The organism is Hyphomonas oceanitis (assembly GCF_036964545.1).
Classification (GTDB): Bacteria; Pseudomonadota; Alphaproteobacteria; order Caulobacterales; family Hyphomonadaceae; genus Hyphomonas; species Hyphomonas oceanitis.
In genome coordinates, this window is the sequence record NZ_JBALTL010000003.1 from 227,474 (window position 1) to 250,915 (window position 23,442).

31 protein-coding genes are annotated in these 23,442 nt (G+C 61.9%); 11 read left to right on the forward strand and 20 right to left on the reverse strand.

Going from position 1 to position 23,442, the window contains the following annotated elements; genetic code table 11:
- Positions 1-51: 51 nt before the first annotated feature.
- Positions 52-555 (reverse strand): prolyl-tRNA synthetase associated domain-containing protein, encoded by a 504-nt coding sequence (locus V7651_RS10280; RefSeq protein WP_335613144.1) that lies wholly within the window; start codon positions 553-555, stop codon positions 52-54.
- Positions 556-613: 58 nt separating this feature from the next.
- Between V7651_RS10280 and V7651_RS10285 the strand changes: the two genes are divergently transcribed.
- Positions 614-1,348 (forward strand): DUF6065 family protein, encoded by a 735-nt coding sequence (locus V7651_RS10285; RefSeq protein WP_335613145.1) that lies wholly within the window; start codon positions 614-616, stop codon positions 1,346-1,348.
- Between the two features lie 256 nt (positions 1,349-1,604).
- Here the strand turns inward: V7651_RS10285 and hisE are convergent, their stop codons facing one another.
- Positions 1,605-1,961 carry a phosphoribosyl-ATP diphosphatase gene (gene hisE, locus V7651_RS10290; RefSeq protein WP_335613146.1) on the reverse strand — a complete coding sequence of 119 codons (357 nt, stop codon included), beginning with the start codon at positions 1,959-1,961 and terminating at the stop codon, positions 1,605-1,607.
- 199 nt (positions 1,962-2,160) lie between these two features.
- A complete protein-coding gene (gene hisF, locus V7651_RS10295) occupies positions 2,161-2,919 on the reverse strand; it encodes an imidazole glycerol phosphate synthase subunit HisF (protein WP_335613147.1) in 759 nt (252 codons plus the stop codon).
- A gap of 192 nt (positions 2,920-3,111) precedes the next feature.
- On the opposite strand from hisF, the gene V7651_RS10300 reads away from it, so the two are divergent.
- A complete protein-coding gene (locus V7651_RS10300) occupies positions 3,112-3,798 on the forward strand; it encodes a M24 family metallopeptidase (protein ID WP_335613148.1) in 687 nt (228 codons plus the stop codon).
- A 32-nt stretch (positions 3,799-3,830) separates the two neighbouring features.
- Here the strand turns inward: V7651_RS10300 and V7651_RS10305 are convergent, their stop codons facing one another.
- Together V7651_RS10305 and V7651_RS10310 are read right to left on the reverse strand one after the other, a co-directional pair.
- Positions 3,831-4,364 carry a PIN domain-containing protein gene (locus tag V7651_RS10305; protein ID WP_335613149.1) on the reverse strand — a complete coding sequence of 178 codons (534 nt, stop codon included), beginning with the start codon at positions 4,362-4,364 and terminating at the stop codon, positions 3,831-3,833.
- Entirely contained in the window at positions 4,361-5,098 is a 738-nt protein-coding gene (locus V7651_RS10310) for a hypothetical protein (RefSeq protein ID WP_335613150.1), read from the reverse strand. Before V7651_RS10310 ends, V7651_RS10305 begins: the two co-directional genes overlap by 4 nt.
- Positions 5,099-5,614: 516 nt before the next feature.
- On the opposite strand from V7651_RS10310, the gene V7651_RS10315 reads away from it, so the two are divergent.
- Complete coding sequence (locus V7651_RS10315) at positions 5,615-5,809, forward strand: hypothetical protein (protein ID WP_335613151.1); 195 nt, start codon at positions 5,615-5,617, stop codon at positions 5,807-5,809.
- Between the two features lie 98 nt (positions 5,810-5,907).
- Positions 5,908-6,654, forward strand: coding sequence for a GGDEF domain-containing protein (locus V7651_RS10320; RefSeq protein ID WP_335613152.1), 747 nt, complete (start codon positions 5,908-5,910; stop codon positions 6,652-6,654).
- 24 nt (positions 6,655-6,678) lie between these two features.
- Here the strand turns inward: V7651_RS10320 and V7651_RS10325 are convergent, their stop codons facing one another.
- The 4 genes from V7651_RS10325 to hisH form a co-directional block, all read right to left on the reverse strand.
- Positions 6,679-7,143 (reverse strand): MarR family winged helix-turn-helix transcriptional regulator, encoded by a 465-nt coding sequence (locus V7651_RS10325; RefSeq protein WP_335613153.1) that lies wholly within the window; start codon positions 7,141-7,143, stop codon positions 6,679-6,681.
- Positions 7,140-7,556, reverse strand: a complete 417-nt coding sequence (locus tag V7651_RS10330; RefSeq protein ID WP_199285892.1) for an organic hydroperoxide resistance protein — start codon at positions 7,554-7,556, stop codon at positions 7,140-7,142. Before V7651_RS10330 ends, V7651_RS10325 begins: the two co-directional genes overlap by 4 nt.
- A gap of 105 nt (positions 7,557-7,661) precedes the next feature.
- A complete protein-coding gene (gene hisA / locus V7651_RS10335) occupies positions 7,662-8,390 on the reverse strand; it encodes a 1-(5-phosphoribosyl)-5-[(5-phosphoribosylamino)methylideneamino]imidazole-4-carboxamide isomerase (RefSeq protein ID WP_335613154.1) in 729 nt (242 codons plus the stop codon).
- A gap of 135 nt (positions 8,391-8,525) precedes the next feature.
- Positions 8,526-9,167 carry an imidazole glycerol phosphate synthase subunit HisH gene (gene hisH, locus V7651_RS10340; RefSeq protein ID WP_335613155.1) on the reverse strand — a complete coding sequence of 214 codons (642 nt, stop codon included), beginning with the start codon at positions 9,165-9,167 and terminating at the stop codon, positions 8,526-8,528.
- A gap of 109 nt (positions 9,168-9,276) precedes the next feature.
- Between hisH and V7651_RS10345 the strand changes: the two genes are divergently transcribed.
- A complete protein-coding gene (locus V7651_RS10345) occupies positions 9,277-10,251 on the forward strand; it encodes a Coq4 family protein (protein WP_335613156.1) in 975 nt (324 codons plus the stop codon).
- On the opposite strand, the gene hisB is transcribed toward V7651_RS10345, so the two are convergent.
- Complete coding sequence (gene hisB, locus V7651_RS10350; protein WP_335590227.1) at positions 10,248-10,844, reverse strand: imidazoleglycerol-phosphate dehydratase HisB; 597 nt, start codon at positions 10,842-10,844, stop codon at positions 10,248-10,250. The two genes, V7651_RS10345 and hisB, sit on opposite strands and share 4 nt — an antisense overlap.
- A 124-nt stretch (positions 10,845-10,968) precedes the next feature.
- Between hisB and V7651_RS10355 the strand changes: the two genes are divergently transcribed.
- The gene (locus tag V7651_RS10355) at positions 10,969-12,723 is read left to right on the forward strand and encodes a putative bifunctional diguanylate cyclase/phosphodiesterase (RefSeq protein ID WP_335590226.1); all 1,755 of its coding nucleotides are present in this window, start codon (positions 10,969-10,971) and stop codon (positions 12,721-12,723) included.
- Here the strand turns inward: V7651_RS10355 and V7651_RS10360 are convergent.
- From V7651_RS10360 to V7651_RS10375, 4 genes are all read right to left on the reverse strand, one after another.
- Positions 12,720-13,253 carry a GNAT family N-acetyltransferase gene (locus V7651_RS10360; protein ID WP_335613157.1) on the reverse strand — a complete coding sequence of 178 codons (534 nt, stop codon included), beginning with the start codon at positions 13,251-13,253 and terminating at the stop codon, positions 12,720-12,722. The two genes, V7651_RS10355 and V7651_RS10360, sit on opposite strands and share 4 nt — an antisense overlap.
- Positions 13,250-13,678: a nuclear transport factor 2 family protein gene (locus tag V7651_RS10365; protein ID WP_335613158.1), complete on the reverse strand. Its 429-nt coding sequence runs from the start codon at positions 13,676-13,678 to the stop codon at positions 13,250-13,252. The genes V7651_RS10360 and V7651_RS10365 overlap by 4 nt, the downstream gene beginning before the upstream one ends.
- Before the next feature lie 33 nt (positions 13,679-13,711).
- On the reverse strand, positions 13,712-14,134 hold the full coding sequence (locus V7651_RS10370; protein WP_335613159.1) for a hypothetical protein: 423 nt from the start codon (positions 14,132-14,134) through the stop codon (positions 13,712-13,714).
- A gap of 80 nt (positions 14,135-14,214) precedes the next feature.
- A complete protein-coding gene (locus tag V7651_RS10375) occupies positions 14,215-15,270 on the reverse strand; it encodes an HpcH/HpaI aldolase/citrate lyase family protein (RefSeq protein ID WP_335613160.1) in 1,056 nt (351 codons plus the stop codon).
- 111 nt (positions 15,271-15,381) lie between these two features.
- On the opposite strand from V7651_RS10375, the gene V7651_RS10380 reads away from it, so the two are divergent.
- The gene (locus V7651_RS10380) at positions 15,382-15,555 is read left to right on the forward strand and encodes a YqaE/Pmp3 family membrane protein (protein ID WP_081812161.1); all 174 of its coding nucleotides are present in this window, start codon (positions 15,382-15,384) and stop codon (positions 15,553-15,555) included.
- Between the two features lie 73 nt (positions 15,556-15,628).
- On the opposite strand, the gene V7651_RS10385 is transcribed toward V7651_RS10380, so the two are convergent.
- Together V7651_RS10385 and V7651_RS10390 are read right to left on the reverse strand one after the other, a co-directional pair.
- Positions 15,629-15,865 (reverse strand): hypothetical protein, encoded by a 237-nt coding sequence (locus V7651_RS10385; RefSeq protein WP_335613161.1) that lies wholly within the window; start codon positions 15,863-15,865, stop codon positions 15,629-15,631.
- A 71-nt stretch (positions 15,866-15,936) separates the two neighbouring features.
- Entirely contained in the window at positions 15,937-16,851 is a 915-nt protein-coding gene (locus V7651_RS10390) for a tyrosine recombinase (RefSeq protein ID WP_335613162.1), read from the reverse strand.
- 88 nt (positions 16,852-16,939) lie between these two features.
- On the opposite strand from V7651_RS10390, the gene cysK reads away from it, so the two are divergent.
- A complete protein-coding gene (cysK, locus tag V7651_RS10395) occupies positions 16,940-17,929 on the forward strand; it encodes a cysteine synthase A (protein WP_418887241.1) in 990 nt (329 codons plus the stop codon).
- 4 nt (positions 17,930-17,933) lie between these two features.
- Here the strand turns inward: cysK and V7651_RS10400 are convergent, their stop codons facing one another.
- Both V7651_RS10400 and V7651_RS10405 read right to left on the reverse strand, forming a co-directional pair.
- Positions 17,934-19,526 carry a hypothetical protein gene (locus V7651_RS10400; protein ID WP_335613164.1) on the reverse strand — a complete coding sequence of 531 codons (1,593 nt, stop codon included), beginning with the start codon at positions 19,524-19,526 and terminating at the stop codon, positions 17,934-17,936.
- Positions 19,516-19,650: a YdgA family protein gene (locus V7651_RS10405; protein ID WP_162174807.1), complete on the reverse strand. Its 135-nt coding sequence runs from the start codon at positions 19,648-19,650 to the stop codon at positions 19,516-19,518. The genes V7651_RS10400 and V7651_RS10405 overlap by 11 nt, the downstream gene beginning before the upstream one ends.
- A 108-nt stretch (positions 19,651-19,758) precedes the next feature.
- On the opposite strand from V7651_RS10405, the gene V7651_RS10410 reads away from it, so the two are divergent.
- From V7651_RS10410 to V7651_RS10420, 3 genes are read left to right on the forward strand one after another with little or no spacing between them, the layout of a single operon-like run.
- Positions 19,759-20,331: a shikimate kinase gene (locus tag V7651_RS10410; RefSeq protein ID WP_035536570.1), complete on the forward strand. Its 573-nt coding sequence runs from the start codon at positions 19,759-19,761 to the stop codon at positions 20,329-20,331.
- Complete coding sequence (aroB, locus tag V7651_RS10415) at positions 20,328-21,458, forward strand: 3-dehydroquinate synthase (protein WP_335613165.1); 1,131 nt, start codon at positions 20,328-20,330, stop codon at positions 21,456-21,458. The genes V7651_RS10410 and aroB overlap by 4 nt, the downstream gene beginning before the upstream one ends.
- 25 nt (positions 21,459-21,483) lie before the next feature.
- Positions 21,484-22,746 carry an HlyC/CorC family transporter gene (locus V7651_RS10420; protein WP_035536571.1) on the forward strand — a complete coding sequence of 421 codons (1,263 nt, stop codon included), beginning with the start codon at positions 21,484-21,486 and terminating at the stop codon, positions 22,744-22,746.
- Here V7651_RS10420 and V7651_RS10425 read toward each other — a convergent pair.
- Positions 22,726-23,070 (reverse strand): hypothetical protein, encoded by a 345-nt coding sequence (locus V7651_RS10425; protein WP_156950390.1) that lies wholly within the window; start codon positions 23,068-23,070, stop codon positions 22,726-22,728. The two genes, V7651_RS10420 and V7651_RS10425, sit on opposite strands and share 21 nt — an antisense overlap.
- Positions 23,071-23,147: 77 nt before the next feature.
- A complete protein-coding gene (locus tag V7651_RS10430; RefSeq protein WP_241766910.1) occupies positions 23,148-23,438 on the reverse strand; it encodes a BolA family protein in 291 nt (96 codons plus the stop codon).
- Between the last annotated feature and the right edge of the window lie 4 nt (positions 23,439-23,442).

The window sequence follows — 23,442 nt, forward strand, 5'->3', positions numbered from 1 at the left end:
GGGGCTATACAGCGGGGGAAGGGGCTGCCTGTGCACGGGCAGCCCCTTTTTTCATTCGGGGAGGGTTGCGAAGTCGACGACTTCCAGTGGGCGGCCTGTTGCGGCGACGAAGCGCTTGAAATCCGCGCGCGAAATGGCGGTGGTGCCTGTATTGATGAGCGGGTGGAAGTTTACGGGATCCGCCGCGAAAAGCGCCGCATCCGCGATGAAGCGCACCTTGCAGGCGGGATCATTGATCAGGGCAAAGGCCGTGACCGAGCCGGGCGTGACACCCAAGAGGTCGAGCAGCGCTTCAGGCGAGCCGAACGACAAGCGTTTGGTGCCGATATGGCGGTGGAGGTGGTTGAGGCGGATCTGCGTGTGAGCCTCAGCCGAGATGAGGATAAAGGTGCCATCCTTGTCCTTCAGGAAGAGGTTCTTAGTGTGAACGCCCGGCATGGCGGCCTTGAGGTCAGCGCCTTCATCCACCGTGAATACGGCTTCATGCCAGTGCGTCTCGTGCGCGATGGCGTGCGTATCGAGGAAGGCGAAGAGGTCTTCAGGGCTTGCGGTCATCCCGCACTTTGGGCCAAGACTTTCCTTTAGCGTCAAGCCTTTCGGAGAAACTTATCCCATGCGTCTCGAATGCTATAAAATTCACGATGTCGCCCCGGAAATCGTGCCGGGCCGCAGCCAGCGCGAATGGATGGATGCGTTTCCCGACCGCCACCCCTATCGCTGCCTGCCGCTGACCATGGCAAACTCCACGGGCTGGGAAATCCTCTGCCCGATGGACATCAAGATCCAGTGGAATGGCGGGCCGAAAAAAGAGGACATCAATTTCCTCACAACCGGTGACCCGGCTGCGATCCCGAGCTTTGCCGACAGCCATTTCATGCGCGGGATCGTGACGTTTCACACCGGCCACCTGTTTCGCACGCCGCCCGGCTGGGGCGTGTGGGCGACGGGCGCGCCGAACTGGCCGAAGGACGGTATTGCGCCGCTGACGGGCCTTGTCGAAACAGACTGGCTGCCCTTCCCGTTCACGATGAACTGGGCGATGACGCGGCCCGGCGAAGTGATCTTCCGCAAGGGCGAGCCCTTCTGCTTCGTGACGCTGATGGAACATCGCAAGCTGGAAGAGATCGAGCCGGAGCGTAAATCCATGAAGACCAATCCCGAGCTGGTGAAGGAATATGACGCGTGGGTGGCCAGCCGGGCCGACTTCAATACGCGCCTCGCGACGGGCGAGGAAAAGGCCATGAAGGAGCGCTGGCAGCGCCATTATATGAAGGGCCAGAAGGTGACCGGCGACAAGGCCGACGAGCACCAGACCAAGCGGCGGCTGAAGCCTGTGAGGGACGTGTGAGGAGCGGCTTTTCCGACAGGAATGGGCGGCGCTTTCCTACACGGCCGATGCCCGGAAAAAGCCCGAAAAGTGCACGGATAGTGCCCGAAACACTACGAAGGTGTCGGGCTGAGCGCCGACAATACTAACACGCGTCACTGCCGGCCGCGTAGCGGTCTGGCAGCCCATCACCCGTAGGTGTCAAACGAGTCCGGTTTGCCGTGAGGCGAGGATAAGAGATGGACCCCCAGATGGCTGCGCCATCGGGGGTGACGCATCACTTTGGGTGCCGCGCGGCCTTTTCGGCGATTCCGGAGGTTCCCTGACGCGCTTCGAGTTTGGCGGCGACGGCATCGAGGGGCACACCGCGTGAGCGCAGGCCCACCATGAGGTGGTAGATCACGTCGGCGGCCTCAGAGGCGACATTGTCATCACTCTCGCGGATGACGGCTTCGGCCAGCTCGTTGCCTTCTTCGGCGATCTTGGCGGCGGCGGCATCGGGGCCCTTGGCGAGGAGGCGGGCGGTCCAGCTGGTGCCGGCATCGCCTTCGAGGGCGCGGGCGTCGATGGTGCCGGAGAGGTGTTCCAGCGCGGCGGCGAGGCGGGCGAGGGGGCCGAGGGGGGTGGGGGACATGGGTGCGCTCCTGTTGGGAGGGGTTTAGCGGCAAGTTTCTTTGGCGTCATCCCCAGGCGCGCCCTCACCTCCCACTGCCTTCGGCAGCGGGTCCCTCCTCTCCCGCGAGCGGGAGAGGGGTTAAGTGGTGCAGAGCCGTAAACCCCTCTCCCTCTGGGAGAGGAGGGACCCATTGCGCAGCAATGGGAGGTGAGGGTCTCTAGAGGGGCCGGACGGGCGCGCCGGCGGCGGCGAGGGCCTTGCGCGCGTCGGCGATGGTGGCCTCACCGAAATGGAAGATCGAGGCGGCGAGGACGGCGCTGGCGCCGCCTTTGAGGATGGCGGGGGCAAGGTCATCGACATGGCCCGCACCGCCGGATGCGATGACGGGAATGTTCACGGCGGTGGAGACGGCCTTGAGCAGCGGGATGTCATAGCCGGACTTGGTGCCGTCCTTGTCCATGCTGGTGAGGAGGATTTCGCCGGCGCCGCGTTTTTCGGCTTCAATGGCGAATTCCACGGCGTTGATTCCGGTCGGTTCACGGCCGCCCTTGGTGAAAATTTCCCAATGATTTCCGGTCTGTCGCGCATCGATGGCGACGACGACGCACTGGCGCCCGGCCTTGGCAGCGCAGCGGCTGATGAGGCCGGGGTCGGCCACGGCGGCGGAGTTGATGGCGACCTTGTCGGCGCCGGCTTTCAGGAGGGCGACAAGGTCTTCCACGCTGCGCACGCCGCCGCCGACGGTCAGCGGCATGAAGCAGGCTTCTGCCGTGCGCGTGACGATATCCAGCATCGTGCCGCGGCCTTCATGGCTGGCCGTAATGTCCAGGAAACACAGCTCATCTGCGCCCTGTTCGTCATAGGCGCGGGCGAGGGCGACGGGGTCTCCGGCGTCGCGCAGGTCAACGAAATTGACGCCCTTCACGGTGCGGCCGTCTTTCACGTCGAGGCAGGGGATGATGCGGGTCTTGAGCATGGATGTGCGTGTAGCGGGGAAGGGCATGGGAGGGAAGGGGGCGGCGCGATGGGGGCGTTCCGCGGGGCGTCGCGGGGAACTGCGAGTCCAGTCGGAGTCCATTCCCTGACCACTCGCTGCCCATTCCGTGCCCCTTCCCGGACCACTCGCCGTCCGGTTTGACATATAAACGTGTGTTGATACGTTTGGCCGATGGAATCACTGACAGATGACGCGCGCCTGGCCGCGCTGATAGAGGCCGAAGACAAGGCGCTGACCCTGTTCGACGCGATCGAGGCGGCGGGCATCATCGCGCCGGGGCGCAGCGAGGCCGAGGTGGACGGTGACATTGCCGCGCTGGCGCTGGAGACGTTCGGCATCGAACGCCACTGGCACCAGTGCAATGTGCGCGCGGGCGCCAATACGGTGACCACGTTCCATGACAAGCCGCCGCTGCGCGTGATCGCGCCTGAGGATACGGTCTATGTCGATCTCGGGCCGGTGTTTGCCGAATGGGAGGCGGATGTCGGGCGCACTTATGCGGTCGGAGAGAGCGCGGCGAAGCACGCACTTGTTGGCGCGCTGGACACCGTGTTCGAGGCGGTGCGCGCCGAGGCAAGGCCGGACATGACGGGCGCGGCGCTCTATGCGCTGGCCTGCCGGATGGCCGAGGCGCATGGCTATGTATTTGGCGGGGCGATTGCGGGCCATGTGGTGGCGGAGTTTCCGCATGCCGTGTGGCCGGGCGACAAGGACCAGCAGCGCATCAGCCCGAACAACCGCACGCGCCTGTCAGACCCCGACCCCTTCGGCCGCACGCGCCACTGGATTCTGGAGATCCACCTGCTGGAACCGGGGCGGACATGGGGCGGGTTTTATGAGCGGTTGTTGCGGTGGTAGGGGGGTGTGGATGAAGAAGGACTACAGATGCGTCATTCCTGATCGTCTGGAAACATTCGATATTGTTTTGTCTCTTCGGGTAACGGTATGTCGCTTAGGTGTTTCACTTCCACACCAAATCGACGAGCAAAATTACCTAAGCTGCGGTCAGTAGTGTAGAAAGTTTTGCAGTCATTCACTTTGCAAATCGCGGCAATTTGGCGATCAATCTTGGTCTTTTGATACGGGTCCTCAGACCCAAACCTCTTATCGCCCACTGCGGCTTCCAAGTTCATCTCTGCCAGCTCCACAGCGGCCTTCATATCAAAGGACGCGACTTGGAAATGTGCTGACTTCGCAATAGCGGCGAGCATCTCAAATCGGCGATCGTCTGTGTACGCCAGTACCTCCGAAAGAACTGGCGTGGGAATTAGTATCGTATGCTTATCTTGCCCGGCTTGTTTGATGAGAGCTTTAACTCTCTGCTGCGCATGAGTGATTGGCTGGCCGGAAGATGGATCAATGGGAGTGCGAATGCTCGGGTCATATCGAGCGATCCAGATATTGGCATCAAACCCGATAATCACTCTTCAGAACCCTCACCTTGGTTCTGCTTGTATAGGCTCTCGTCCTGACCGATACTTTTACTCAAGAAGCCGCCCACTTCGTCCATAGCTGTTTCAAGTCTGTCATCTTCTAGGACGTCGAAACTGTGAACTTGAAATGCGAGCAATTTCCATTCGCCCAAGTAATTCCGTTGCCAGCGTGCTTTTCCATTCAAGGCCAGTGTCGGTCCTAGAAAATGTCGGACAATTTCACGAGCGAGTGACGAACTCAGGGATATGTTCGTAACAACTTTTCCACCCATATCTATGTGAGCATGGATAGTCTCGTCTTTGCCCCCAATTCGAATGAGCCGACCCTGTAGTCGATCTTCTTGCCAGAATGCCGGCACGTCTTTGAACTGCTTAAATTCCCTTCCAGGAAAGCGCGCAACTTCACGCGCTGTGGGGTCTAACATCACCGCAGTCGCATTATCATTGGCCAGTCGCTTGTTGAGATTTAGAACGACGTCATGAAGTTCTCGGTGATTAATGTAATCATCGACTATTTCGAGCCGCGCACGAACTTCATCCTCGACTGCGGTGTCAGGCCACCATTTAAGCTCGGCTGATCCCGCTGATACTCTGTCGAAATGGACTGCCTCTTCCTGTCCGATTAGTTCGGCTAAATCTGCCAAATATTTCGACAACTCTTTCATCGAAAGGGTTTCGGGACGCAGCGCGTCAATGTGGAAGGTGTAAATGTGCCGTTTGCCCATTGGTGAAAGTCTACCTCAGTCCAACTCTAGATGACAATGAGGGCTTCAACCTACTAAATAGTAAAGAACAAAACAAGAACATTGTGCTTAAGGCAAGCCGTAGGGTGGGTCCGCGCGGAGCGATACCCGCCAGCGCCTCGTGCCGCATGTCTTCCCGGTGGGTTACGGCTGCGCCTAACCCACCCTACGGGGCTGGCGCTTGATATGCGCACCTCCCTTGCTCGGGCAATCGCAGTGCGATTGCTTGTCCTCGCAAGCCCTTGGGAGAGGGATTGAGGAGGGGGCATGGCGTTGCAGCGGGTGCGAGGTTGCCGTGGCGTGTGAAGGGCCGCGTCGCTGAAACAGCACTTTACGGTTGAGGGCTGGGTTGACCCTCACCCCCGGCCCCTCTCCCGAGGGAGAGGGGGGTGTCTTTCTCTAACCGACCTTTCATCCAAGAACCGGCCCTTTTGCGCTATACTGCCTCCAAGCGCGGCGGATGACTGCGCGGGATGAAAAACCCAGGAGGAAGACGATATGGACCTCAGGACATTGGAAATAAAAACATCCGAGGCGATCCGGAAGGATGGCGCCGAGGAGATGGGCCGGCGGGCGGCGAAGCTGTCGCGTCTGGAGGCGGAAGCGACGCCGGCGACCGGCGCGGAGACGGAGCTGGCGCATGCGCTGCGCACGCGGCGGCGGCTGAGGCGGCCCCTGTCGAGCGCGGTGTAACGGGCCCATGCTGAACCGGATCGTTCAAATTTAACAGGTCGTGTGCGCGGCGTATTAAACCTCGTTTGCCATAGTTTATGGAGATGAGGAGCGGGCCCTTGAGACTGTCGGAACACGAATGGAAAGCGGCGCGAACCATTGTGTCGGTGACGCTTATTGCGACGGCAATCTCATTCGTTTCGATCTGGACCTGGGCGCATATCGACCCGGTGATTACACTGCGGCGTTGCTATGAAGCCGCCATTGTCATGCCATTGCTGATTGCGCCGCTGTGCAGCTTTGGCGTCCAGCGGGCGCACCTCAAGGTGCGGAAACTGTCTGACCAGAACGAGCATCTCGCAAACCATGACGAGCTGACGGGCCTGAGCAATCGCCGGGCCTTCTTTGCGCGCGCCGAAGCCATGCAGTCGCGGATGGGCGCTGTCAGCAGCGTGTTTGCCTGCGCCATTGCCGATATTGATGATTTCAAGCGGATCAATGACCAGCATGGCCATGATGCGGGCGACCGGGTGTTGAAGTGCATGTCGGACATTCTCGCGGGTATTGCGCCGCCGGACGTCGTGATCGCGCGTCTCGGCGGGGAAGAGTTTGCGATAGCGGGGCATTTTACCAGCGAAGGGATCGCGCGCTTCTGGTTTGACGCGCTGGTGCGGGAAATCGCGTCGTGCCAACCGGCGGGCCATGATGTGACGGTGAGCCTCGGCTGGTGCGTGGCGCAGGGCGGCGAAAGCCTTTCGACCCTGCTCAACCGGGCCGACCGGGCGCTTTATGCCTCCAAGGCGGCGGGCAAGAACCAGGCGGGCAAGGGCGAGCGCGAGCCATTGCGGGTTGTCGCCATCGCCTGAGCGGCGGACTTTTATCGTGGATGATTAATGCGCGGCGAGGGTGGTCAGCGTCTGCTTGAGCTGGAGGAGGGTTTCCAGCGGCAGGCCCATTTCGCAGGCGATCTTTTCGGGAATCCTGACGGCCTTGGCGCGCAGGGCGCGGCCCTGTTTCGTGAGCGTGATGCGGACGCGGCGTTCGTCGGCCGGGTCGCGTGTGCGGATGATATGGCCTGCGGTTTCGAGGCGTTTGAGGAGCGGCGTGAGCGTGCCGGAATCGAGGCTGAGGGCTTCGCCGATCTCGCCGACGAGGCGGTCGTCGCGTTCCCAGAGGACGAGCAGGGTCAGGTATTGCGGATAGGTGAGCCCGAGGGGCTCCAGCTGGTCGCGATAGAGCCGGATGACCCGGTTGGCCGCCGCATAGAGCGCAAAGCAAAGCTGGTGATCGAGCGCGAGCGGATCGAACGGCTTGGGCTTGGCGGCGGTGTCAGGGGCATCCGGCTCTGGGGTCATTTCACTTTCACGACGGGTTTGATGTCGATATTGCCTTTGACGGCGTTCGAATATGGGCACACGGCATGGGCCTGTGCAACCAGGTCATTTGCGGCGGCCTGATCGAGGCCGGTGATCTCGACTTCGATGGCGACGCCGAGGGCAAAGCCGGTGTCATTCGGGTTGAGCGAGACGGAGACGTTCACGGCGCTGCTTTCGAGGGCGATCTTCTGCTGGCGGGCGACGTGGTTGATCGCGCTGTCGAAACAGGCGGCATAACCGGCGGCGAAGAGCTGTTCGGGATTGTTGCCCTTGCCGTTGCCGCCGAGCTCTTTCGGGAGCGCGAGGTCGACCTTGAAGGCGCCGTCTGTGGTTTCGCTGTGGCCGTTGCGGCCGCCTTCAGCGCGGGCAGATGTGGAATAAAGGGCCATGATGTATCTCCTGTGTTGGCAATAGGTATATAGGGAGCAATTAAATTGTGCACAATATAAAAGGCTGCGAAAGGGCGTCACGCTTTTGTGAGGCGCTTGGGTTGCGGGCTATTGCGCGGCTTTGAGGGCCTCTGCGGGGATGATGTCGCCGTCATAGAGGGCGCGGCCGAGGATGGTGCCGGAGACGGGCGTGCCCGGCGCGGCGCGCAGGGCCGTGATGTCGGCGACATCGCGCACGCCGCCCGAGGCGATGATCGGGATCGAGACGGCATTGGCGAGAGTGGAGGTGAAGTCGACATTCACGCCGGTCTTCAGGCCGTCGCGGCCAATGTCTGTTGCGATGATGGCGGTGACGCCGCAGCCTTCGAAGGCTTTTGCAAGCTCCACAGCAGACATGTCGCTGGTCTCGGCCCAGCCCTCGACGGCGACCATGCCATCCTTGGCGTCGATGCCGACAATGATGCGGCCGGGCAGGTCATGGGCGGCGGCTTTGACCAATTCGGGGTCGCGCAGGGCGGCGGTGCCGAGGATGACGCGGGAGATTCCGGCCTCAAGCCAGGCGTCGATCTGGGCGCGGGTGCGGATGCCGCCGCCGAGCTGGACCGGGGCATTGGTGGCCTTGAGGATGGCCTTCACGGCCTCGCCATTGGCCGATGTGCCGGCAAAGGCGCCGTTGAGGTCAACCACGTGAAGATGGGTGAAGCCCGCAGAATCGAAGGCAGCGGCCTGGTCCGCGGGACTGTCATTGAAGACGGTGGCAGCATCCATTTCGCCGCGCAGGAGGCGCACGCACTGGCCGTCTTTAAGGTCGATAGCGGGGTAGAGGGTGAAGGTCATGTCAGGGCTCTTACTCTTCCCCCGCCTGCGGGGGAAGTGGGCTTTGGCGCGCATGCGTCAAAGGTCGATGGGGGCGCCTTTCCCCCTCCGACCCCTTCGGGGCCACCTCCCCCGCCAGCGGGGGAGGATAAGGGCTCATGGGGCCCATTGGAGAAAGTTGGCGAGCAGCTGGAGGCCGACGCGCTGGCTCATTTCGGGGTGGAACTGGGTGCCAAAGATATTATCGCGGGCGACGGCGCTGGCGAAGGGCACGCCATAGTCTGTCGTCGCGGCGACATGGGCGGGGTCTTCCGGGCTGATCTTGTAGGAGTGGGTGAAATAGGCGTGGGGCTCGGGGCCGAGGCCTTCGAGCAGGGGGTGGCTGTTGGGCATGTGAAGCTCGTTCCAGCCGACATGCGGGATCGCATGGCCGGGGCCGGGCTCTATGCGGTCGACCACGCCGTGGATCCAGCCAAGGCCGCGCGTTTCGCCATCTTCCAGGCCGAAATCAGCCAGCAGCTGCATACCAACGCAGATGCCGAGGAAGGGCTTTTTGTGCGTGAGGACCGCGGATTCCAAGGCCTCGACGAGACCGGGGCGGGCGTGGAGGTTTTCCGCGCAATCGGCGTAATGGCCGACGCCGGGCAGGATCACGCGGGCCGCTTTGGCAATGATTTCAGGGTCGGCGGTTGTCGTGACCTCGATTGCAAGGTCGGCGCGGCGGGCGGCTTCCTTCAGCGCGCCGGCAGCTGAATGGACGTTGCCGGAGCCATAATCAATGAGGGCGACGAGGTTCATGTGGCCGCTCTTACCGCCACGACACACAATGCGGAAGAGAAGATTCACTTGAATTTCCTTGCGAGCGGATGGTAACTCTATTCCAATAGAGTTACTGGAGGAGACCCAAATGCCCGACGCACACAGGAAACTGTTCGAGCGCGAACTGAATACGGTGCCAGCGGCTCGCGAAGTCAGAGATCTTGCGGCTGAGGCGAAGGCGGCGAACGGCGAGGCGAGCGAAGCGCTCCGCATGACGCTGGCGGCGCGCCTCGCGCATGTCGCTTTCCTCGCGCCTGATCGCGTTGGCGAGATTTACGATGCGCTGGCAGAAGGCTGGATCGGTGAACCTGTTGAGGCCGCGCCGATCCCGACACTGGACGAGGCGCCGCTGAGCGCGTCGGCCGGTCTGTGGGATACGTATTGGGGCATTGTGGAAGACGGTGTGGTCGGGAAGCTGGACGCGCTTTCGGTGACACAGCGCACGGCGGATCTTGGCGGCGAGCATTCACCCGAATTCGTGGAGCGCGTCGTGCGGATGTCGTTCACCTATGAGGGCGTCGAGGAGGTTTCCAAATGGCCCCTGCCACGGCGTCTCGATCTTGAAGAACTCGGCGCCTGCCCGGAGAATTCGGTGGGACGCCTGTTCTATCACGTGATCGTGGACAACTCATTCGATCTGGAAGTGCTGGACCGGGATGCCATTGGCCTGGCCAAACTGCCCTCGCCACTGGATTACCTGAACACGCGCATGCTGCAGGCGCATGACCTGTGGCATCTCGTGGGTGGCTATGAGACGACCTCGCTGCATGAAGTGGCGATCTCGGCATTCCAGATGTCGCAGTTCGGGCACAATTATTCGGCGCAGTTCCTGGCCGTGACGGCGACGATTGCGGCGCAGGGGCCGGGTTTTGGCTATCCGATCCTGATGGACACGATCACCAGCGCCTGGGTGCACGGGCGCCATACGCCGCCGATGATCACGATCGACTGGGAATCCGTGTGGACGGGCACCTTGGAAGAGGTACGCGCGCAGTTCGGCATTACCGCCTATGAGCGGCCTTACCCGGCGAACCTTGTCGAAATGGCGCAGGCAGCCGCCTAGAGGCTGCCCTTTGTCGAGGCCGGCTTGCCGTCAAGCTTGGCATCTACTGCAATGGCCGTCCGCAATGCGCGGGCGGTCGCCTTGTAGCAGCTCTCGATGATGTGATGGCTGTTCTCGCCGTACAGGTTCTCGACATGGAGACACATGCCGCCATTGCCTGAGAGCGCGTGGAAGAATTCCTTGAACAGCTCGGTGTCCATGTCGCCCACCTTGTCGCGGACGAAATTGACCTTCCAGATCAGGTAGGGGCGCTTGCAGAGGTCGAGGCTGGCGCGGCTCAGCGTCTCATCCATCGGGATGTAGGCGTGGCCGAAGCGCGTGATACCGGCAAAATCGCCGAGCGCCTTGAGGATGGCCTGACCGATGACGATGCCCGTATCCTCAACGGAATGGTGCATGTCGATGTGCAGGTCGCCCTTGCAGCGGACTTTCAGGTCGATGGCGGAATGCTTGGAGAAGCTTTCGAGCATGTGATCGAAGAATCCGATACCGGTGTCGATATCGGATTGGCCGGTGCCATCAAGATCGAGGGTCACCGAAATATCGGTTTCCTTGGTCTTGCGGTCGACGGTGGCTTTGCGGTGCTTAATCATGAGGAACCATATAGTGCGCTGTAAACACGACACCTAGCGCACTTTGTTCACTGATTTCTAAACATATTCACAGAATGTCCGATTTGTACCGGTTCCATCTGGACGCAAGAAGGCGATTCGGCGCTTGAAGAAGAAGAGATTCCTCAGCCGGCTTTTCGGCACGATGACCATTCCCGCCTTTGCGAGTCTGGCCGCCGTGGGCATGGCGCTGGCGATCTTTTTCATGCTGCTGGTCATTGAGCTGACCTATCGCGCGATCTTCCTCGACGTCCACATTTCGGACCTGCCAAACCCGCCGGTCGTGCTGGTTGTCGAGATCATTGTGGCCCTCGCGGGCGCGGCGGGATCGGCCTATCTGGCAGCCTCCAAATTCCGCAACTCGCTTGAGAGGTTCAATGACTTTCTCATGGACGCGCGCGCCGACGGGGCGACAGACCTGGAGAGCATGCAGTTTGCCGAGCTGCGCCGGTTGCGCGCCGGTGTGACGCGCACGGTGAGCAAGCTGCGCCGCGAGAATGCGCTCCTGCGCGAGACGGCCTTCATCGATCCGCGCACGGGCCTCGCCAACATGATCGCGATCGACAAGGCGATTTCCGAGACATTGCCGCAGGCGAGCTTCGAGGCGCCGGCCGCGCTGATCGTGCTCGATCTCGACCGGTTCAGCCGGGCCTCGGAACAATTGGGCTCCTACGCGAGCGAAGCGCTGCTGGCGCAGGCCGGTCAGCGCCTTAAGGACGAACTGGCCGGTATCGCCGGGCCCGCTGGCGCTGCTCTGCGGGATGCGACACTGGCTGCGCTGCAGGCGGATGAGTTTGCGGTTTACATGCCGACGGCCGGCAGCCGCGAACATGTGGCAACGATTGCCCGGGCCATACGCCAGGCCTTTGCGGCGCCTTTCGAGCTGAATGGCCAGACGGTGAGCCTTGGCATTTCCGGCGGCATCGTGATGGCGCCCGAGGATGCCGACAGCGCGCAGAAACTGTTCCGGCATGCCGAACTGGCGCTGCGCCTTGTGCGCGAAGAGGCGACGTCCGGCTTCCGTTTCTTCACGCCGCGCCTGACGCGGGTGGCGCGCGGCAAGTACAAGCTGGAGGACGAGCTGCGCGAAGCGGTCGCCAATCGCGAGTTCAAGGCGGTGTTCCAGCCCAAGGTCGATTTCAAGACCGGCAAGGTTGTCGGCGCCGAGGCGCTGGCGCGGTGGCGGCGTCACAATGGAAAAATCATTTCCCCGGCGGCATTCATTCCGCTGGCGGAGGAAACGGGTCTGATAAGCCAGATTGGCGAACAGATACTCGAAGCCGCCTGTCAGTCTGCCCGTGTGTGGATGAAGGAAGGGCTGGATGTTTCAGTTGCCGTCAACGTGTCGCCGCGCCAGTTCGAGCGCGGCAATTTGACGGATACGGTTATGGATGTGCTGAAGCGCACGGGCCTGCACCCGAACCGGCTGGAGCTGGAGATTACCGAGAGCATGGCCGTGGAGAGCCCCGCCAAGGTGGCCGAGGTGATGGGGCCGCTGCGCATGATGGGCATGAAGCTGGCGATCGACGATTTCGGCACCGGCCACTCGAACCTCTCGATGCTGACGCAATTGCCGTTCGACGTGTTCAAGATCGACCGCCAGTTCGTGTCGGCACTTGAAGGCGACAAGCAGGCGCCTGCGATTGTGGAAATGATCCTTGCCATGGCCGAGACGCTCGGCCTGCAGACGGTGGCAGAAGGTGTGGAAACCGAGCGGCAGGCAGATTTCCTGCGCCGTCGCGGCTGCACGATGGGGCAGGGCTTCCTCTATAGTCCCGGCCTGCCACACGGGGCTTTCCTTGATTTCCTGCGGGCGTTCCGGGCCAATCCGCAGCCGCTGGATACCCGCAAGGTCAGCTAGGTGGCCGGGCCTTCGCGGCGGAAAACATTGATGGGATGGTCGCGGTAGAGCGCTTCGCACCAGAATTCATAGCCGCATTTTTCCGCGACACGTCGCGAGGCGAGATTGCCATCGTCGATGATGCAGCCGGCCGGGCCGGGCCGGAATTCATCGAGCCAGTCATGGATTGCGCCGACCGCCTCGCTGCCATATCCCTTGCCCCAGGCGGCACGGTTGAAGGCCCATCCGGCTTCCGGCATGGCCGACATGTCGGGCGTCATGCCGCGCTTGAAGTCAGCAAATCCGGCTTCACCAAGAAATGTGCCGGTCGCTCTTTCTTCGACAATCCAGAAGCCGTAGCCGAGCAGGGGCCACATGCCGCGCGAGCGGGCGAGGGTGAACCAGACGTCCTGCGCCGGGCGTGTTGTGCCGCCAATATGACGAACAACTTCGGCGTCGTTCCACATGGCGACGCATTCGTCGAAATCACTTGCCTGCTGGGCGCGGAGGACAAGACGCTCGGTAATGAGCGTGGGCGGCTCAGTGATCATGCACCTGCTTTCATCTTCGCGAGCATGGCGCCCATCGCAGCATGCACGGTCTGGATGGCCTTCAGGGGACGGACCATGACCTTGAAGTCTGTGATCTTGCCCTGGTCATCCCATTCGATCATGTCGACGCCGTTGACGTTGATACCGTCCATGACGCATTCGAACTCGAGCACGGCCATGTCATTGCAATCGAAAACGCGTGTGTAGCGGAACGTGTCGCCGCCCAGCGTTTCGCCTGCGGCGAGCAGGTAGGACATGGTGATGGCCTTGCCTTCCTGCGGGGTGTGGACGACCGGGCTGCGGAACACGACATGTTCGGCAAGCTGGCCGGAGAGGCCTGCGGCGGAATGGTCGCCGTCCATCCAGTCGAACCAGCGCTGGAGATAGGGCGTGTAGCCTTTGGTGGGGACGAGATGTTCTGCCATGTGTTTCCTCCTGCGGCGTTTATAAAGCGCAGCCTATTGCGCGGTCACCGGCTTGCCCACAAGGAATTGGTCGGGCGTGTCGAAACAGCTGCCGCGCATGGCGACCCAGCCGCCCGGAAAATCGGGCTCTGTGAAGACGATCTGGATGCGGCCCCAATTATGGCGTGGCTCGCCGGTCCTGGGGTCGGCAATGGCAACGGCGCAGGCATCGCCGACTTCCGGTTCGGTCCAGACGCCTTCGAAATAGGTGCGGCCCGTGAAGACGCCGGCCATGCCGGTGAAATAGGCCATGCTGCGGATTTCGGGGTCGCCGGTGGGGAAGGAGAGGACCGCCTCGCCGGTTGTCAGGTCGTCTTCGTAGATCACGTCGCCTACGGGCGTGGACCAGACCTCGTCAGCGAGGGCAGGCAGCGCGAAGGCGGCGAATGCGAGCGATGCGGCGATTATGGATTTCATGCGCGTGTCCCTCCCGAGGACTTACGGGAGAATCCCGCCGCACCAGCCTAGCACGGCTGGCGCAGCGCAAAAGCCGGAAATCAATCGTTATAGGCGGCTGCGCGTTCCGGGTCCTTGGTGGCGACGAGATCCGCAAGGTCGGCGATGACCTTGGCCTGTTTCCAGGTCGCGTCGTCCTGCATCTTGCCGTCGAGCATGGCGACGCCTGTACCGTCGGGCATGGCTTCGAGGATGCGGCGGGCGAATTTGACTTCGTCCGGGTCGGGGCTGAACACGCGCTTGGCAATATCGATCTGGTTCGGATGAAGGCTCCATGCGCCCGCGCAACCGAGGAGGAAGGCATTGCGGAACTGCTGCTCGCAGGCGTCGCCATCGGAAATATCGCCAAACGGGCCGTAGAAGGCATTGATGCCGGCCATGCGGCAGGCGTCGACCATGCGGGCAATCGTGTAGTGCCAGAGATCCTGCTGGACGCTGGCGCGTTCACTGCCATCTGCATGCGGGTCTTCAAGCACGCGGTAGAAGGGATGGCCGCCGCCGACGCGGGTTGTCTTCATCTTGCGGTCGGCCGCGAGGTCGGCCGGGCCGAGGCTGATGCCCTGCATGCGCGGGCTGGCGAGGGCGATTTCCTCGACAAGCGACATGCCCTGCGCGGTTTCGAGGATGGCGTGGAAGAGGATGGGGCGGGTGAGACCGGCCTTGGCTTCGAGCTGGGCGACATATTGGTCAGCGAAATGGATGTCCCACGGGCCTTCGACCTTGGGCAGCATGATGACATCGAGCTGGTGGCCGGCCTTGAGGACCAGTTCGGAGACATCGTCCTGGAACCAGGGGGAGTTCAGGGGGTTCACGCGGCTCCAGAAGCCTGTGCCCTTGCCTTGCCAGTCATACATGTTGGCCATCTCGATGGCACCGGCGCGGGCCGCGTCCTTGGCATCAGCAGGGATCGCATCTTCGAGGTTGGCGAGGATAACGTCGACCTTGGGGGCCATGTCCGGCACCTTGGCGCGCACCTTGTCGAGGTGTGGCGGGACGAAATGGATCATCCGTTCGATCTTTACGGGCAGGTCCCGCAGGGGTTCGGGGGCGCCAATGGCGAGTGGCTTGAAAAAGTTGCGCGGTGTTTTCTGGCTCATGATCGTCTCCTCAGGCGACCGATGCCTAAGGCCGATGCTGCGACGCGTCAAACCGGAACAAAGCCGCACCTCGGCCATTGATTGGGTGAACACAAGCCAAAGGAAATACCAATGTCCCTCGTGATGATCCTTCTAACCATCTTCCTGCCACCCGTCGCAGTGGCCGTGAAACAGGGTATCGGCGTGCAATTCCTGATCAACATCGTGCTGACGCTGATCGGCTGGTTGCCCGGCGTGATCCACGCTTTCTGGGTCAACTCGCGTGAAGGTTCGGCTGTCGCCTAATCCGACAGATTTCAATAAAAAGCCCGCTTGCAGCGATGCAGGCGGGCTTTTTCATGTGTGAGAGGCCGGAAGCCTACTCAGTGGTGACCGGCACTTCCGCGCTCATGCGGCCTTCGGCACGCCATGCGAGGCGGAAGATAACGGCGGCGAGGAAGGCCGCGCCGACCATGTCCACCACTTCAGCACCCATGATCAAGTATTTGCCCGCATGGAGTTCCGACATGAGCGCCCAGACGGCCGTCGCTGACGTAATCACGGCCAGTTCGGCGAGAAGGATGGTGGGCACAAGGGCTTTGAAGAAGCGGTTCATGATCGGACTCCGGTTATTTCGACAGATATTGGCGCGGCGTGGGGGAATCGCAATGGATTTTATCAGGATGGTCAGCGCCGCGCGAGCGGATGGCTGGTTTCGAGCAATTCGGCGAGCTCATCGGTAAGGACGTGCGTGTAGATTTGGGTCGTCGCGATGTCGGCGTGGCCGAGCAGGGTTTGCACGCTGCGAAGGTCTGCGCCGCCCTGCAGGAGGTGTGTCGCGTAGGCGTGGCGCAGGGCGTGGGGGTGGACTTTGGCTGCGTTGATGCCTGCCGCGAGGGCGAGATCATCGAGCAACTGGCCGAGGCGGCGGCGGGTGAGGTGGCCCTCCTTGCCGCGCGAGGGGAAGAGGAAGGGTTCCGCGCGGCCACGGGCGAGGCTGCCTTCAGGCAGGCTGTCTTCGCGGACGGCGAGCCATTCCGAGAGCGCCAGTAGCGCCGGGCCGCCCAGAGGACACAGGCGTTCCTTGCCGCCTTTGCCGCGAATGATGATGTCCTGCGTCACCCAGCGCGCGCCCTTGCGGCGGGGCAGACTGCCAAGGGTGAGCGAGACGAGTTCGGAGGCGCGCAGGCCTGCGCCATAGAGCAGTTCGACGAGGCATTTGAGGCGAAGGTCTTCGCCGCAGGCGTCGATCAGGCGCTTCAGTTCCTCGCGAGAGAGGACATCGGGCACGTCGCGTGTCGTCTTGGGGCCATCGATCTTGGCGGTCGGGTCGTCCTTTCGGTCGCCTTCCTCGAAGAGGAAGCGAAAGAAGCGCCGGGCGGCGGAGAGTTTGCGGGCGGAAGTGGAGGCGGCCATGCCGCGCGCCGAGAGATCGGCTTGCCAGGCGGCGAGGTCCTGGCCAGATGCGGTGGTGAGGTGGCCGCCGCAGAATTCAGACGCGTCGCTGAGATCGCGCGCATAGGCGTCCAGCGTGTTGGCCGCTGCGCCGCGTTCGGCGCTCATCATTTCGAGAAAGGCTTCGATACGGTCGCGGTCTGACATGGGACAAGAATAGAGCGCCTGTGTTAATGACGCCTCTATGCCGTCCGACGGTCAGCCGGGCAGGCGCGCACAAGAACAGGAGATAATGATGGGTGGGACGATCGATTATAATGGACTGGCACTGGACGCGCCGGGGCGCGGCCGGATTTATGGCTCGATACTGGAAACGGTGGGCAATACGCCGATCGTGCGTGTACCGCGTCTGTCTGAAGAAGAGGGGCTGAAAAGCACCCTCCTGCTGAAGCTCGAATTCTTCAACCCGCTGGCCAGCGTGAAAGACCGTATCGCCGTGGGCATGATCACGCAGATGGAGAAGGACGGGATTATCGGCCCGGGCGCTGTGCTGATCGAGCCGACGTCGGGCAATACGGGCATTGGCTTGGCCATGGTTGCGGCAGCGCGTGGCTATCGCCTGATCCTCACCATGCCGGAATCCATGTCGATCGAGCGGCGCAAGATGCTGGCGATCCTTGGCGCTGAACTCCATCTCACGCCCAAGGAGAAGGGCATCAAGGGTACGTTCGAGAAGGCGCATGAATTGTTGGAGCAGATTCCGGGTTCGGTGATGCCGAGCCAGTTCGACAATCCGGCCAATCCCGCGATCCATGAGGCGACGACAGCTGAAGAGATCTGGCGCGATACGGGCGGTGCGGTCGATGCCGTGATTGCCGGTGTCGGCACGGGCGGCACGTTCACGGGCAATGCGCGTGTGCTGAAAGCGAAGAAGCCGAGCGTGAAGATGTTTGCGGTGGAGCCGGAAGCGAGCCCTGTCATGTCAGGCGGCGAACCTGGACCGCATATGATTCAGGGCATCGGAGCCGGGTTCATTCCGGGCAATATGGATACGAGCCTGATCGACGGGATCGTGAAAGTCTCGAATGAGGATGCGATCGCGACGGCGCGGCGCGTGGCGCGAACAGAGGGCATTCCGGTCGGCATTTCTTCCGGCGCGGCGCTGACGGCAGGACTGGAAGTGGCCAAGCGGGAGGATATGGCAGGCAAGACGATCGTGGTGATCATCCCGTCCTTTGCCGAACGCTATGTCTCGACCCTCTTGTTTGAAGGCCTTGGCGGATAAGGACCTATTTGCCGGTTTTCCAATAGCCGGTTGCCTCGAGCGCGAGTTCGGCGGCGGCATCCTGCGCGCCAATGGCAACGAGGGCGCGGCCCATCAGAGTGAGATCAGCGACATCGAGTTCCGACGGGTCGCCGCCTGTCAGGGCGACGGTGCCGAGGATGGCTTCACCTGCGGCGCCAGCTTCAGCGGCAGCAAGAATGGCGACGACAGCGCCGGGCTTGTCTGTCTTGCCGGGGGCCTCGCTGTCTGACGCCATCAGGGCGCGGGCAGAGGGCGGGGGCGTGATATCGGCCATTGTCCAGAGGGCGAAGAGGCGGGCGGCGGCCTTGCGGTCGGCCTTTGAGGTGGATTCTGTCACGAGGCGGGTGCCAATTTCCTGCGCGTCGCCATTGCCAGCCAGAACGCCAAGGGCGTCGATCATGGCAAAGTCGACGGCGCGGGTTTCCGGGGCGCCGTCAATGTCGGGCACAAGAGTCCAGAGGGTGGCGCCTTCGAAATCGCGGGCGGCGATACTGGCATGGGCGAAGAGGTTGGCGTGCTTCGCGGTCTCTTTGGTGAGGCTGAGGGCCTGAATCTCGGGCAGGAGGACTTTCGAGACCGCGGCAAAACGGGCTGGGTTGGCCGTGGCTTCGGTCAGCGCGGTGGCGACGGCATCGGCGCGGCCGTCTTCGGGCATCTCGGTATTGCGCACGGTGGCGATGGCCATTTCGAGCTTTGATTTCGGTTCGAAATCAGGCTCCGCGAAGAGTGTATCGAGCACTTTGCGCCAGTCGGATGTGTCGATGAGGCCGGCTTCGGCGGCAATTGCAGCGGCTTCGGCGCGCACGGGCGCAGGAAGACCGGGGCGGGCGACCATGGCAGCGGCAAGGTCTGGCCGTGTGGTGGAGAGAGGTTGGTCAGGTGGCGTGAGCCCGGCCTTCGAGGAGATGGCGAGCGCAATGCCGCTATCGTACCGGGCTTCGGGTGGGTTCGGCAGGTCGCCTGAGGCGGCGAAGACGGCGGAGGTGAGCCATTTGTCGTCGACACCCTGGCTGGTCGCCATCTCGATGGCGAGTTCAGCGCCAGCTGTATTGTCACGCAGCGCGGCGCAGACGGCGCGCAGCATGGCCCAATAGGCGCCGTCGCGGGGCTTGCCACTGTCGGTGCTGCAGGCTTGCGCTTCGTTGCCAAGGGCGAGGTTGAGGTCGGTTGCGATTTCGTCGCTGTCCATGCCGGGCGGCGGCGTGTCGAGGCGCGCCATGAGGGCGGCGGTAGCGCGGGCTTCGCCGAGCTCGAACATGATGCGCGCGCGTTCAGCCAGGAGCGCAGGCGATTCGGTGCCTTGCGGCGCATTGGCAGGCGAAAGCGCCATGCGGCGCATCAGGGTGCGCTCGCCGGGCGTCAGGCCTTGCGTGCGCACATCCTGCATCATGGGCAGGAGGGTGGATGTGTCGGAAGCCTTCCAGAGGGAGGCAGGCAGGGCTGGTTCGCCCGCTTCAAGGAAGCCCATGCCCCAGGGGTCGACCATGGCGAGGCCGGATTCCTCGAACTGCGCGCTTGCAGACAGGCAGAAGAGTGCGGCGCCGGCGAAAAGCGCCGGCAATACCTTAGAGGACACCCTCTACCTCCATGCGCACTTCGCCATCGGTCGGCTTGTTCTTTTCGGCCTGCGTGCCGAGCCACCAGATGCCGACAAGGCCCAGAACGACCAGAATGCCGAGAATGATAAGATATTTGCGCATAAGTTTTACACCCCAGGGCCTGATTCACTTTGGCATCGGCCGTTGACCGATTGCTCACACTGTCTCGTCTCTATAGGAATTGTCCTGAATAGTGAATGAAAGCCTGCAATGCCCGCTGATAGCGACAGTCCTGCACAAATATCTGATCCGGTGCCTGCCTATGAGTCCCGGACGATTGCGCTTGTGGGCCTGATGGGGGCGGGCAAATCGACCGTCGGACGGCGGCTGGCCGAGAAGTTGGGGCGTCAGTTCTTTGATAGCGACCATGAGATCGAGAAGGCTGCGGGCCTCTCCGTGGCCGATATCTTCGCGATGCATGGCGAGGCTGACTTTCGCCGGGGCGAGCAGAAAGTGCTGGAACGCCTGCTGGGCGAGGCGCCGCATGTGCTGGCGACCGGCGGCGGCGCCTATATGAATGAAGAGACGCGGGCGCTGTTGCGTGAGAAGGCCGTGACGATCTGGCTGAATGCCGACCTCGAAACGCTGTGGCGCCGGGTGCAGAAGAAGAATACGCGGCCCCTGCTGAAGCGCCCGGATGCCAAGGCTGTGCTGCAGAACCTGTTCACAGAGCGTGAGCCGATCTATGCGCAGGCCGATCTGGTCGTCCACAGCAAGGAGGGGCCGCACGGCTCGACGGTGAATGCTATCCTGAAGGCCCTGAAAACATGGAAACCGGCATGAGCGAGACACTTCCAGCTGCGGAAATCGTTCGCGTCAGCCTTGGCGCGCGCAGCTATGACATCGTGGTGGGCCATGGTGCGCTGTCCATGCTTGGTGCCCGGCTGACGCCGATCCTGAAGCAACCGCGCGTGTTCGTATTGACGGATGAGACCGTGTCGAACCTGCATATGGGCGCGCTGGAGGCGGCGCTGAAGCCCGTGGGCATCCGCACGCATGTGCTGTCGCTGGTGCCGGGTGAGCGGTCGAAATCCTTCTCGAACCTTGAGCATATCCTCGACTGGCTGCTGAGCACGGGTGCGGATCGCAGCGATGTGCTGGTGGCCTTCGGCGGCGGCGTCATCGGCGATATTGCCGGGCTTGCGGCCAGCCTGATGAAGCGCGGCATGGGTTTTGTGCAGGTGCCGACGACCCTGCTGTCGCAAGTGGACAGCTCGGTGGGCGGCAAGACGGCGGTGAACACTCCGCGCGGCAAGAACATGATTGGCGCGTTTTACCAGCCGCGTCTGGTGATTGCCGATACGGCCTTGTTGGCGAGCCTTCCGGCGCGGGAATTGCGCGCGGGCTATGCCGAAGTGCTGAAATACGGACTGATCAATGATCCGGCCTTTTTTGACTGGCTGGAAGGCAATGGCGCGGATGTGCTGGCACTGAAGCCGTACGCGATCCAGCAGGCTGTCGCGACCTCGTGCCGGGCCAAGGCGGCGATTGTTGCCGAGGACGAGACCGAGGGCGGCGTTCGGGCGCTGCTGAACCTTGGCCATACATTTGGCCATGCGGTTGAAGCCGCAAATGAATACCGGCCTGACGTGTTGCATGGCGAGGCGGTGGCGCTGGGGATGGTTCTGGCGTTCCGTTATGGCGCGGCCGAGGGCATTACGGCGCCAGATGTTGCGGCGAAAGTGGCCCGCGTGATTGGCGCATCCGGCCTGCCTGTCGAATTGGCGCATATGCCCGGCGGGCCCTATGAGGCCAGCCAGCTTGCCGATCTGATGCAGCAGGACAAAAAGGCCCGGGGCGGGCGCGTTCCACTAATTCTGGCGCGCGGCATCGGACAATCCTATATTCACTCGAACGCGGATCTCGCGTCTGTTGCCGCCTTCCTGGCGGGGGAACTGGAAAAGGCGTGAGGAATAGCTTCCTGCTCGTGACATTATGATTATCGGATATATTCTTGCCATTGTGGTTCTGCTTGGCATGTCGGGCTTCTTTTCCGGTTCGGAAACGGCGCTGACGGCGGCATCGCGTGCACGCATGCACCAGCTTGAGAAAGAGGGTGACAAGCGCGCAGCGGCGGTGAACCGGCTGATCGCCGATCGGGAGCGCCTGATCGGCTCGATCCTGCTGGGCAATAACCTCGTCAATATTCTCGCCTCTGTCCTGGCGACATCGCTATTTACGTTGCTTTTCGGGCAGGGTGGCCTGGCGCTGGTTGCCGCTACCGGCGTGATGACGGTGCTCGTGCTGGTCTTTTCCGAGGTGCTGCCAAAGACTTATGCCATCACCCGGACAGATTCGATGGCGATGGCTGTGGCGCGCCCGATCGGCATTCTTGTGCTGGCGGTGTCGTGGATCGTGCAGCTGATCCAGTTGATCGTGATGACGACGCTGAAGATCCTCGGTCTCGCAACGCCGGCCGATGCGCTGTCAGCCGAAGAGGAAATCCGGGGCGCTATCGACCTGCATGCCTCTGAGGGGGCCGTGAATGCGGCGGACCGGCTGCGTCTCGTTGGCGCGCTGGACCTGAAGGATTTGACGGTCGAGGACGTGATGATCCACCGGCGCAATATCAAGATGCTGAATGCCGACATGGAGCCGCGCCAGATTGTCATGAAGGCACTGGCGAGCCCGCATACGCGACTGCCGCTTTATCGCGGTGAAAAAGAAGAGATTGTTGGCATTCTGCACGCGAAAGACCTGTTGCGGGCTGCGCTGCCGCTGGGCGGGGACCTCTCCTCGCTCGACCTGGAAAGCATTCTTCGCAAGCCATGGTTCGTGCCGGAAACGACGCCCGTGCAGGACCAGCTGGACCTTTTCCTGTCAAAACGCAGCCATTTCGCGCTGGTTGTCGATGAATATGGCGAGTTGCAGGGCCTGATCACGCTTGAGGATATTCTGGAGGAAATCGTCGGGTCGATCCATGACGAGCATGATGTCGCGGTTCAGGGCGTGCGCCCGCAGCCAGATGGCACGGTGAATGTCGATGGCTGGGTGCCGATCCGCGATCTGAACCGGGCGACAGGCTGGGACCTGCCGGATGAAGAAGCTGTGACTGTTGCCGGACTCGTCATTCACGAGGCGCAGACAATCCCCGAACCGGGACAGAGCTTTGTCTTCCACGGCTATAAATTCAATATATTGAGACGTCAGCGCAATCAGGTGACGGGACTTAATATATCAGAAATTGAAACCGGCTGAGTCAGCTGAATCATCCGAGGCGTAGATCGGATCATTGTTCAGTTCGTTGCAGCCATTGACGTTCAGCCACATCTTTTCGCGTTCAGAGACGATGCTGGCCGAGTCAGGGTCAGGGTCATTCATCGATATAACTGCATAGGTCGTGCGATAAGACTCGTAGTCGGTCGACACCGGAACAAACACGATCTCGCTGCTACCGGCGCAGACAGTTGCTTGGATCTGGTGAAGAAGTGGCATGTCGAGATCACCACGCGGTGTCTCGGCGGAAGCCATTCCAGCTGCCATGATGAAGGCCGTACCTAGAACAATTCGTTTCAATAACATCACCCGTACTCCTCGACGGTTCGAGAATGTAACGATTGACTCCAAATGCGGTTCCCTGAGGTGTTAACAAAGATGAATTATGGCATTTTCGCCTGTAAGGAGAGTGCATGTAGACCTGTGTCGAATTCGGTCTGGAGCACCATCATGACGGCGCGCTGGATCTGGACCCGGGACAGGCCTTCAAAGGCGGCAGACGTGATTTCGACGTTAAAATGCGTCTCTCCGCCGGGTGCAGCGCCCGCATGACCGGCATGTCTGGCGCTGTCATCAGTGATTTTTAGGTGCAAAGGCTCAAAAGCCTCTGTCAAAAGGTCACGAATCCGCGATGTTCTGTCACTTGGTTGTGGCATATTTACCTTCGACTCCATATTA

Bases quoted from the DNA above. Each gene is read 5' to 3' on its own strand.
- V7651_RS10280 (WP_335613144.1), bottom strand. From the start codon at position 555: ATGACCGCAAGCCCTGAAGACCTCTTCGCCTTCCTCGATACGCACGCC.
- V7651_RS10285 (WP_335613145.1), top strand. From the start codon at position 614: ATGCGTCTCGAATGCTATAAAATTCACGATGTCGCCCCGGAAATCGTG.
- hisE (WP_335613146.1), bottom strand. From the start codon at position 1,961: ATGTCCCCCACCCCCCTCGGCCCCCTCGCCCGCCTCGCCGCCGCGCTG.
- hisF (WP_335613147.1), bottom strand. From the start codon at position 2,919: ATGCTCAAGACCCGCATCATCCCCTGCCTCGACGTGAAAGACGGCCGC.
- V7651_RS10300 (WP_335613148.1), top strand. From the start codon at position 3,112: ATGGAATCACTGACAGATGACGCGCGCCTGGCCGCGCTGATAGAGGCC.
- V7651_RS10310 (WP_335613150.1), bottom strand. From the start codon at position 5,098: ATGGGCAAACGGCACATTTACACCTTCCACATTGACGCGCTGCGTCCC.
- V7651_RS10315 (WP_335613151.1), top strand. From the start codon at position 5,615: ATGGACCTCAGGACATTGGAAATAAAAACATCCGAGGCGATCCGGAAG.
- V7651_RS10325 (WP_335613153.1), bottom strand. From the start codon at position 7,143: ATGACCCCAGAGCCGGATGCCCCTGACACCGCCGCCAAGCCCAAGCCG.
- hisA (WP_335613154.1), bottom strand. From the start codon at position 8,390: ATGACCTTCACCCTCTACCCCGCTATCGACCTTAAAGACGGCCAGTGC.
- hisH (WP_335613155.1), bottom strand. From the start codon at position 9,167: ATGAACCTCGTCGCCCTCATTGATTATGGCTCCGGCAACGTCCATTCA.
- V7651_RS10345 (WP_335613156.1), top strand. From the start codon at position 9,277: ATGCCCGACGCACACAGGAAACTGTTCGAGCGCGAACTGAATACGGTG.
- hisB (WP_335590227.1), bottom strand. From the start codon at position 10,844: ATGATTAAGCACCGCAAAGCCACCGTCGACCGCAAGACCAAGGAAACC.
- V7651_RS10360 (WP_335613157.1), bottom strand. From the start codon at position 13,253: ATGATCACTGAGCCGCCCACGCTCATTACCGAGCGTCTTGTCCTCCGC.
- V7651_RS10365 (WP_335613158.1), bottom strand. From the start codon at position 13,678: ATGGCAGAACATCTCGTCCCCACCAAAGGCTACACGCCCTATCTCCAG.
- V7651_RS10370 (WP_335613159.1), bottom strand. From the start codon at position 14,134: ATGAAATCCATAATCGCCGCATCGCTCGCATTCGCCGCCTTCGCGCTG.
- V7651_RS10375 (WP_335613160.1), bottom strand. From the start codon at position 15,270: ATGAGCCAGAAAACACCGCGCAACTTTTTCAAGCCACTCGCCATTGGC.
- V7651_RS10380 (WP_081812161.1), top strand. From the start codon at position 15,382: ATGTCCCTCGTGATGATCCTTCTAACCATCTTCCTGCCACCCGTCGCA.
- V7651_RS10385 (WP_335613161.1), bottom strand. From the start codon at position 15,865: ATGAACCGCTTCTTCAAAGCCCTTGTGCCCACCATCCTTCTCGCCGAA.
- V7651_RS10390 (WP_335613162.1), bottom strand. From the start codon at position 16,851: ATGTCAGACCGCGACCGTATCGAAGCCTTTCTCGAAATGATGAGCGCC.
- cysK (WP_418887241.1), top strand. From the start codon at position 16,940: ATGGGTGGGACGATCGATTATAATGGACTGGCACTGGACGCGCCGGGG.
- V7651_RS10405 (WP_162174807.1), bottom strand. From the start codon at position 19,650: ATGCGCAAATATCTTATCATTCTCGGCATTCTGGTCGTTCTGGGCCTT.
- V7651_RS10410 (WP_035536570.1), top strand. From the start codon at position 19,759: ATGCCCGCTGATAGCGACAGTCCTGCACAAATATCTGATCCGGTGCCT.
- aroB (WP_335613165.1), top strand. From the start codon at position 20,328: ATGAGCGAGACACTTCCAGCTGCGGAAATCGTTCGCGTCAGCCTTGGC.
- V7651_RS10420 (WP_035536571.1), top strand. From the start codon at position 21,484: ATGATTATCGGATATATTCTTGCCATTGTGGTTCTGCTTGGCATGTCG.
- V7651_RS10425 (WP_156950390.1), bottom strand. From the start codon at position 23,070: ATGTTATTGAAACGAATTGTTCTAGGTACGGCCTTCATCATGGCAGCT.
- V7651_RS10430 (WP_241766910.1), bottom strand. From the start codon at position 23,438: ATGGAGTCGAAGGTAAATATGCCACAACCAAGTGACAGAACATCGCGG.